Source organism: Nostocoides sp. (assembly GCF_035343835.1).
Lineage (GTDB): Bacteria > Actinomycetota > Actinomycetes > Actinomycetales > Dermatophilaceae > Nostocoides_A > Nostocoides_A vanveenii.
On record NZ_DAOQZV010000147.1, the window covers coordinates 1 to 7,960 of the forward strand.

Annotated in this window: 7 protein-coding genes and 1 pseudogene; 4 read left to right on the top strand and 4 right to left on the bottom strand. The window is 70.3% G+C overall.

The window, feature by feature from the left end; genetic code table 11:
- From PKH97_RS10965 to PKH97_RS10980, 4 genes and pseudogenes are all read right to left on the bottom strand, one after another.
- Positions 1-216, bottom strand: a pseudogene (locus PKH97_RS10965) (glycosyl transferase); the annotation flags it as partial.
- Between the two features lie 5 nt (positions 217-221).
- A complete protein-coding gene (locus PKH97_RS10970; RefSeq protein WP_324387448.1) occupies positions 222-1,112 on the bottom strand; it encodes an ABC transporter ATP-binding protein in 891 nt (296 codons plus the stop codon).
- Positions 1,099-1,995: an ABC transporter permease gene (locus PKH97_RS10975; RefSeq protein WP_324387449.1), complete on the bottom strand. Its 897-nt coding sequence runs from the start codon at positions 1,993-1,995 to the stop codon at positions 1,099-1,101. Before PKH97_RS10975 ends, PKH97_RS10970 begins: the two co-directional genes overlap by 14 nt.
- A complete protein-coding gene (locus tag PKH97_RS10980; protein WP_324387450.1) occupies positions 1,992-3,254 on the bottom strand; it encodes a nucleotide sugar dehydrogenase in 1,263 nt (420 codons plus the stop codon). Before PKH97_RS10980 ends, PKH97_RS10975 begins: the two co-directional genes overlap by 4 nt.
- Positions 3,255-3,411: 157 nt before the next feature.
- On the opposite strand from PKH97_RS10980, the gene PKH97_RS10985 reads away from it, so the two are divergent.
- The 4 genes from PKH97_RS10985 to PKH97_RS11000 all read left to right on the top strand — a co-directional run.
- Positions 3,412-4,623 carry a glycosyltransferase gene (locus PKH97_RS10985; RefSeq protein ID WP_324387451.1) on the top strand — a complete coding sequence of 404 codons (1,212 nt, stop codon included), beginning with the start codon at positions 3,412-3,414 and terminating at the stop codon, positions 4,621-4,623.
- Positions 4,624-4,706: 83 nt separating this feature from the next.
- Positions 4,707-5,210: a hypothetical protein gene (locus PKH97_RS10990; protein ID WP_324387452.1), complete on the top strand. Its 504-nt coding sequence runs from the start codon at positions 4,707-4,709 to the stop codon at positions 5,208-5,210.
- 81 nt (positions 5,211-5,291) lie between these two features.
- Positions 5,292-7,232, top strand: a complete 1,941-nt coding sequence (locus tag PKH97_RS10995; RefSeq protein WP_324387453.1) for a glucosyl-3-phosphoglycerate synthase — start codon at positions 5,292-5,294, stop codon at positions 7,230-7,232.
- A 116-nt stretch (positions 7,233-7,348) separates the two neighbouring features.
- Positions 7,349-7,960, top strand: a 612-nt coding sequence (locus PKH97_RS11000; protein ID WP_324387454.1) for a hypothetical protein, incomplete at its 3' end; no start/stop codon positions are given.

Below are 7,960 nucleotides of genomic sequence, written 5' to 3' on the forward strand. Positions count from 1 at the left end.
CGCCGCCCGCGCGGCGGCGGCCCGGTCGCGCCCGACCGCCCGGGGGAGGTCAAGCGTCCGCATGCCCGCGAGGATCGGAGCGGGGCGTTCGTAGCCGCGGAAGGGCGCGGCATACGTGACCTGCCAGCCGTCGGCGAGGAGTGCCGGGATCTGGCGATGCCGGATCCGGGAGTCCTCGGGATCGTGGACGACCGTCACCACGAGGACGCTCGGCATCGTGGTCACGCGTCCTTGGGGGCCGGCGGGATGGTGGGGCTCGGGGCAGACGGCGGGGTCTTGGGCTTGGCCGGTGGCTTCTTCTTCGGCAAGGTGGCCTCGTAGGCCGCGACGACCTCCTCGGCCGGGCCGTCGGCGAGCAGGACGCCCTTTTCCATCCAGAGCGCGCGGTTGCACAGGTCGCGGACCGTGGCGTTCGAGTGCGAGACCAGGAAGACGGTCGACGCCTGTTCGCGGATCTCGGCGACCCGCGCGGCGCTGCGCTCCTTGAAGTCGGCGTCGCCCGTGGCCAGGGCCTCGTCGATCATCAAGATGTCCGGGGCGGCGGCTGTGGAGATGGCGAAGCGGAGGCGGGCCGCCTGCCCCGAGGAATAGGTCTGCATCGGCCGGTGCACGGCTTCGCCGATGCCCGAGAACTCCACGATGTCCTCGAAGCGGGCGCGCACTTGCGCGCGGCTGAGGCCGAGGGCCTGCCCGCCGACATAGATGTTGCGTTCGCCGGTGAGTTTGCTCATCAAGACGGCGTTGACGCCGAGGAGGGAGGGCTCGCCGCTGATCCAGATCTGTCCCTTGGTCGGGGGGATCAGGCCGGCAATGGCGCGCAATAGGGTCGATTTGCCGGAGCCATTGCGGCCGATGATGCCGATCGACTCGCCGTGATAGGCCACGAAGGAGACGTCCTTGACCGCCTCCACGGTCTGCATGGTGGCCAGGTCGCGGCCGCGCCGGAAGAGCCCACGAAAGAGCGACTCGTCGTCCTCCTCGACGCTTGCGACCGCCTTCTTCGCGCCCTGCACGCGATAGGTGACGTCGACGCCGCTGACGATCACCGACGGCCGGCGCTCGCTGGCCGCCGCGCTCGCGGAGTCGGTGCCGGGGGGCTCAGGCGCGGCCATACTTCGCCTCGTCCCGCCAAAAGAGCCATAGGCCGGCGACCAGGAGCCCGACGGCCCACAGGCCGGCAGCCGCCCAGAACGGCCACACGATCGGGAACTCCGTCATCAGGCTCTGCCGCACGAGAGTGATGGGCAGGGCGAACGGCTGCAGGTTGAGGACGTCGCGGACGGTCTCATGGTGGCGCGCGTAGTGGTCGATGCTGAAGAAGACCCCGGAGAGATAGCGCAGCAACCGGATGGCGACCGGGATGAGATTGCCGATGTCACGGGAGATGTTGAGCAGGCGGGCGCCCATCAGGACCAGGCCGGCCATCATGGCGATCTGCAGGGCGAAAGCGAGCGGCAGGAGCAGCCACTTCAGCCCCACCGGCTCGTGGGTGACGAGCATCAGCACGATGAGAACGGCCATCGCCGGGAGCGTGCGGATCGCCTCGGACAGCGTCACGGATAAGGGGAGCAGGGCGCGCGGGAAGCGCAGGGCCCGGACCAGCCCGAGATTGCCGACGATCGCTTTGGTGCCCTTGGTGATCGCGGCCGAGCTGAAGCCGAAGACGACCACGCCGATGGACAGGAAGCCGATGAAGTTCTGCACGCCGCGCTTGGTGTCCAGCAGCAGGCCAAAGATCAGGAAATAGCTGACTACCAGCAGCAGCGGGTTGAGCAGCGTCCAGATGACGCCGAGGCGGTCCTCGGAGTTCTTCTCTGCGGCGTCGGCGCTGGCCAGGGTCCACAGAAAGGAGCGGCGACGCCACAGGGTACGGACATAGGTGCCGAACGGCGGCCGACCGCCCAGCGCTTCGAGGCCGTGGGCCTTGGCCAGGGCGGCGGCCTGTTCGGCACTCAGGGCCGGCGGGAGGGGAGCCCCGCCGGGCGCCGACGTCACAGCCGGCTGACCTTCTCGCCCTCGGCAGCGACGCCGCGGGTGTCGAAGAAGCGGTTCGCCGTCGCGGCGAGCGCATCGACGTCATACTCGCGGTGATTCTGGATGAGGATCACCAGGTCGGCTGCAGCGACGGCACCGGCGAGGTCCTCGACGCGCTGCGCGCGATCGCCCAGGGCGCGCCAGTCGGTCACGTGCGGGTCGTGGTACTGCACCACGGCACCCTTATCGGCCAACTGCTTGGCGAGTGGCACTGCGGGCGACTCCCGCTGATCGGCGATATTGGGCTTGTAGGTCACGCCGAGCAGTAGCACGGTCGACCCGCGCAGCGGCTTCGCGTCCTCGTTGAGGATGTTCTGCGCCCGCTGCACGACGTATGCCGGCATGGTCGCGTTGATCTCCTGCGCCAGCTCCACGAAGCGGAAGGGATAGCCGAGGCGGGCCCGGACGTTGTGGGAGAGGTAGTTGGGGTCGATCGGGATGCAGTGCCCGCCGACGCCCGGACCGGGGTAGAACGCCTGAAAGCCGAAGGGCTTGGTCTTGGCCGCGTCGATGACATCCCACAGATCGATGCCGAGGTCGTGGCAGAAGCGCGCCATCTCGTTGACGAGGGCGATGTTGATGTGCCGGTAGGTGTTCTCGAGAAGCTTGGCGGTCTCGGCCTCGCGGGTGCCCTTGGCGCGCACGACGGTGTCGACGAACTGGCCGTAGAACGCCGCGGCCGCGTCGCCGCAGGCCGGGGTCTGGCCACCGACGACCTTGGGGGTGTTCTTGGCGCCGAACTTCTCGTTGCCCGGGTCGATCCGCTCGGGGGAGAAGGCGAGGTGGAAGTCGGTGCCGGCGACCAGGCCGGTCTCCTCCAGGATCGGGCGCACGACCTCGTCGGTAGTGCCGGGGTAGGTCGTCGACTCGAGGATGACAAGCATCCCCTTCTGGAGGTTGTCGCGGATCGTCGTCACGGCCGAGACGACCGGGCCCAGGTCCGGGCCGCCGTCCTCGGACAGGGGCGTCGGCACACAGATGACGATGGTCTTGGCGTCGCGAAGCCGGCTGGCGTCGGTGGTGGCCTCGAAGCCGGCCGTGGTCATCTCGGCGATGTCGCCGTCGGAGAGGTCATCGACATGGGAGCGGCCGGCGTTCAGGCCGTCGACCACGCGCTGGCCGATGTCGAAGCCAAGAACCTTCAGGCCGACCCGGGAGGCCTCCTGCGCCAGTGGCAGGCCGACATAGCCCAAACCGACGATCGCGACGTCAACGGACATACGTAAGTGCTCCTCGAGGCTGAAACGGCCGGTCGTCGGGTGTGATTGGGGGAGTCGCCAGCAACAACGCATGCGGCCCTGAGAGCCCGCACAAACCCGCAACATACTAGCTCAGCTCCCCAGCGCGGCATTGCCGCCGTGACATGATCGGGCCACCATGTCGACGCCCGACTTTCCGCTGCCCGACACCATCGCCGGCGTGCCTGGTGATCCCGGCCGGCCCGCGCCCCGCACGCGGGTGTTGTTGATGTCCAGCAATGGCGCTGGCATGGGGCACCTGACCCGCCTGCTGGCCTATGCGCAGCACCTGCCCCCGCGCATCGAGCCCTATGTGCTCTCGTTGTCGCAGGCGGTGCCCGTGGTCGCGGGATATGGCTATCGCTACGAATACCTGCCCTCCGCGGGTGCGCTCGGGATGACGTCGGCCCTATGGCAGCCGCTCTTCGCCGAACGCCTAGCCGAGGCCGTCGGACGGATCGCGCCCGCGCTGGTGGTCTTCGACGGCACCCATCCCTATCGCGGGATCGATCAGGCCCGGGCCGCACACCCAGACGTGCGGTGGGTGTGGTCGCGGCGCGGGATGTGGAAGACCGGCCGCAACAGCGATCAACTGGCCAAGTCGGCGTGGTTCGACGAGGTGATCGAGCCCGGGGACCTGGCCGCCGAAGCGGACCGAGGGGCGTCGGCGAGCGCGCCCGCCTTCCGTGTGGGCCCGGTGACCCTGGTCGACGGGGCCGAACTGGTCACGCGGGCGGAGGCTCGGGCGGCGCTCGGGCTGCCTGCCGACGGCCGGATCGGTTTGGTGTCGCTCGGCGCCGGGAATATCAACGACACCACCGGCGAGGTCGGTGGGGCGGCCGCGGCGCTGCGGGCCAACGACTGCGCGGTGGCGGTGACCGACGTCGCGATCGCGGAAAGCGCGCATACGGCCGATGTGCATCTGGTGCGGGCCTATCCGCTCGCGCGGTTTTACCGCGCTTTCGATGTGGTGATCTCGGCGGCCGGCTACAACTCCTTCCACGAGTTGTTGCGGCTGGGCGTGCCGGCCCTCTTTGTGCCCAACACCGAGACCTCGCTCGACGATCAGGTCGCGAGAGCGACGTATGCCGGGGAGCGGGGCTGGGCGCGCACGCTCGCGTCGGCCGCCGGTCCCGACGCATCCGAGGCGGTGCGCCTGATGCTGGCCCACGGTGCGGACATGGCGGGCTCGGCCGCCGCATCCGACCCGGGCAATGGGGCTCCCGCCGCAGCGGCGCGGTTGATGGCCGTGCTGTCCGAGGCGAGTCGCCCGCCCGATTTAGGCCCCTCGGACGCGATCGACGACGTCGTGGCCGGCGCGGGTGTCGACCCGGGCGAAGGGCGGGCGTGATGCGCGGGCGGACGAGCGACGGCAAACCTCGCTGGTTGGTCCGTGCGGCGCAGACCGTGCGGTCCTCCCCCCGGCTCAGTTCTGTGGGCAATCGCGCTGTCGACGGGGTCCAGGGCAACCGGACGCTGGTCGATGTCGCGACTCGGCTGTTCGCTTTCGCCGGCGGGGTGCCCGTGATCTTCCTCAAGGGTGGGCGCGGCGTCGAGGAGGTCGAGCACTCCGAGCGGTTGCCCGTCGTGCTCATCGACGCTGTGGCAACACCGGCCGAGGCGATTCCGGGCCTGCTGGCCGACGTCGCCGACCTGCAGGAGGCCACGCGAGGATTCCGGCCATTGCTGCTGCTGGACGTTCCGGCGTTCCGCGAGGCGCGGGCATACGGCTATCCGATGGAACTGCTTGTGCCCCAAGCAGATTGGGCCTTCGACTCGGACTGGGAGGACTACTACGCCGGGCGGCTGGCGATGATCGCCACGCGCTACCGGACGTGGGCCACTGTCCGGGTGATCGACGGCCGGATCGAGCCGCTCGGCCGCCGCCTCCTGACGGGCCTGGCCACCTATCGCCCGTGGGACGCCGCCTTCCTCTGACGCGCGCCTTGGTCCACCTGAGCTCGGTGGGTCAGGGCACCGGCAACCGCACACCCGTATGCCGCCCGTAGAGTGACGCGCGTGACCACCCCCCGGCCGCGCATCTGGCGACCCGACGACTGGGCGCTCGACGACCTGGTGGCCGCCAAAGCGTCGACCCGCGTGTCCGTCGTCATCCCCGCCCGCGACGAGCAGGACAGCGTCGCGGCCGTGGTGACCGGGATCGCCGGCGCCTGGTGCGGCCCTGGTGGCCTGGTCGACGAGATCGTCGTCATCGACAGCGACTCGATCGACGCGACCGCCGAGCGCGCGCGAGCCGCAGGCGCAAAAGTCTTCTCGGCCAAGGATATTCGACCCGAGGCCGGGCCGGCGGAGGGCAAGGGGGAGGCACTGTGGAAGGCCGCGCAGGTCGCGCAGGGCGACCTGCTGGTCTTCGTGGACGCCGACCTGGTCGAGTGGGGAGCGCACTTCGTTCCGGGCCTGCTGGGGCCGCTGCTGACCGACCCGGGCGTGCATCTGGTCAAGGCTGTCTATGACCGCCCGATGCTCGGTGCCGACGGGCACGAGGCGGAGTCGGGTGGCCGGGTCACCGAGCTGGTGGCCCGCCCGCTGCTGGCGTTGCACTGGCCGGATCTCGCGCACATCGTCCAGCCGCTCGCCGGGGAATGGGCGATCCGGCGCCGCACCTTCGCCGGGCTGTCGGTGCCCATGGGATACGGGGTGGAGATCGCCGCTCTCATTGATGTCGCCGAAGTCTTCGGGGCGCACTCGATCGCGCAGGTCGACCTGGGCCGGCGCACCCACCGCAACCGGCGGCACGACACGCTCGGCCCCATGGCGCTGCAGGTGCTGGCGGCTGCGGAGGTGCGGCTCGGCAGCCGCGAGGTGGCGAGGGAGCCGGCGCGGGTGGAGTTGCGGCAGTTCGACCTGGTGGCCGGCGGATTCGTGCCGCGTTCGCGCTTCCCGGTGGTGGGTGAGCGGCCGCCGATCGAGCCCGGCGCTGCCTCCCGGGCGCCGTCGGTTTTGGCCGGCTCGGAGCAGCCCCGCGACGTGCCGCGCTCCGGCGTCGCCGCGCTGGTTCGCGCGGACGCGGGCAAGGACGCAACCCTCGCCCCCGTCAACCGTGTGGCTTCCGCCGCACGATCTCAGGGCGCCGGGACGCGGCTGCGGTTGGGGCGGCATACGTATGACGCGGACGCACGGCTAGTGATGGCGATCGTCAACCGGACGCCGGATTCGTTCTACGACAAGGGATTGACGTGGACGACGGACGCGGCCAAGGACCGGGTCGTGCAGGTCGTCGAGCAGGGCGCAGACATCGTGGACATCGGCGGGATCAAGGCTGCGCCGGGGCACGAGATCGACGCGACCGAGGAGAAGCGGCGGGTCGTGGACTTCGTCGCCTGGGTGCGCGGGGAGTTCCCCGATCTGGTGATCAGCGTCGACACCTGGCGCTCGGAGGTCGCCCGCGCCGTGTGTGCGGTGGGCGCGGACCTGATCAACGACGCCTGGGGTGGCTACGACCCCCTGCTGCCTGAGGTGGCCGCCGAGTTCGGGTCGGCGCTCGTCTGCACGCACACCGGCGGGGTCACTCCGCGCACCCGGCCGTTCCGGATCGAGTATGACGACGTGGTCGCCGACATCGTCGAATCCCTTCTCACGCAGGCAAATCGGGCCGTGACCATGGGCGTCGACCCGGAGCGGATCATCATCGATCCGGCGCACGACTTCGGCAAGAACACCTGGCATTCCCTGGCCGCGACCCGGCAGCTGGACCGGTTGGTCGCCACGGGCTGGCCGGTGCTCGTCTCGCTGTCCAACAAGGACTTCGTGGGCGAAACCCTGGACAAGCCCGTCGGCGAGCGGCTGATCGGCACGCTCGCGACCACGGCTATCTCGGGCTGGCTCGGCGCGCAGATCTATCGCGTACACGAGGTCGCCGAGACCCGGCAAGTCCTCGACATGGTGAGCACCATTGCGGGGCAACGGCTTCCGTCGATCACGACCCGGGGACTGCAATGAGTTCGGCGGCCGACGGCGGGGCCCGAGCGAAGGCCACCGGGCCGGTTGCGGACGCCCGAGCGGTTGGCCCCGCACGGACGGATGGCCCGACTCGGCCGGTTGTGCTATGCGCGGTCGTGGCGCTGGTCGTCCCGTCCTCGCCCATGCAGTTGCCGGACTATGTCGGGCTCCAGGACCCTTTCGGTGCGATCCGGGAGCGGTGCGTGCGCGCACTCGCCGAGCTACTTCACCAGCGGGACGTCGACCGGGTCGCCATCGTCACCACCGCCGACCCCGCCGCCGGTCACACCCGTGGGCCGCTCGGCGTCCGCATCGGTCGCGAGCTGCTGTCCCGCGCGGGCTGGACGGGCGACGTCACGCCCGTCGCGGTGCCGGTCGACGCGGATGGTGCGGCGATCGCGGAGGTCGTGCACGGCATACGGGGATGGGGCGAAGGCATCCTCCTGCTGGTCGTCGCCGACGGGAGCGCCAAACGCACCGAGAAGGCGCCCGGACACTTCGACGACCGGGCCGCCGCCGTTGATGCCGACGTGCTGCGGGCGCTCGCGGAAGGCGATACGGCGGCCCTCGCCGCGCTGGATCCGGGGCTGTGCCAAGAGCTTTGGCTCACCGGCCGGGCGGCATTTGCCGTCCTCGCCGGCGTGTTCAGTGATGTCCCAGCGGATTCGAGCCTGCTTTGGTCGGGCGACCCGTATGGCGTGCAATACGTCCTGGCCCGCTGGCAGGCG

What these genes read in the sequence shown, in the direction of transcription:
- PKH97_RS10970 (WP_324387448.1), bottom strand. Translation starts at nt 1,112, where the DNA reads ATGGCCGCGCCTGAGCCCCCCGGCACCGACTCCGCGAGCGCGGCGGCC.
- PKH97_RS10980 (WP_324387450.1), bottom strand. Translation starts at nt 3,254, where the DNA reads ATGTCCGTTGACGTCGCGATCGTCGGTTTGGGCTATGTCGGCCTGCCA.
- PKH97_RS10985 (WP_324387451.1), top strand. Translation starts at nt 3,412, where the DNA reads ATGTCGACGCCCGACTTTCCGCTGCCCGACACCATCGCCGGCGTGCCT.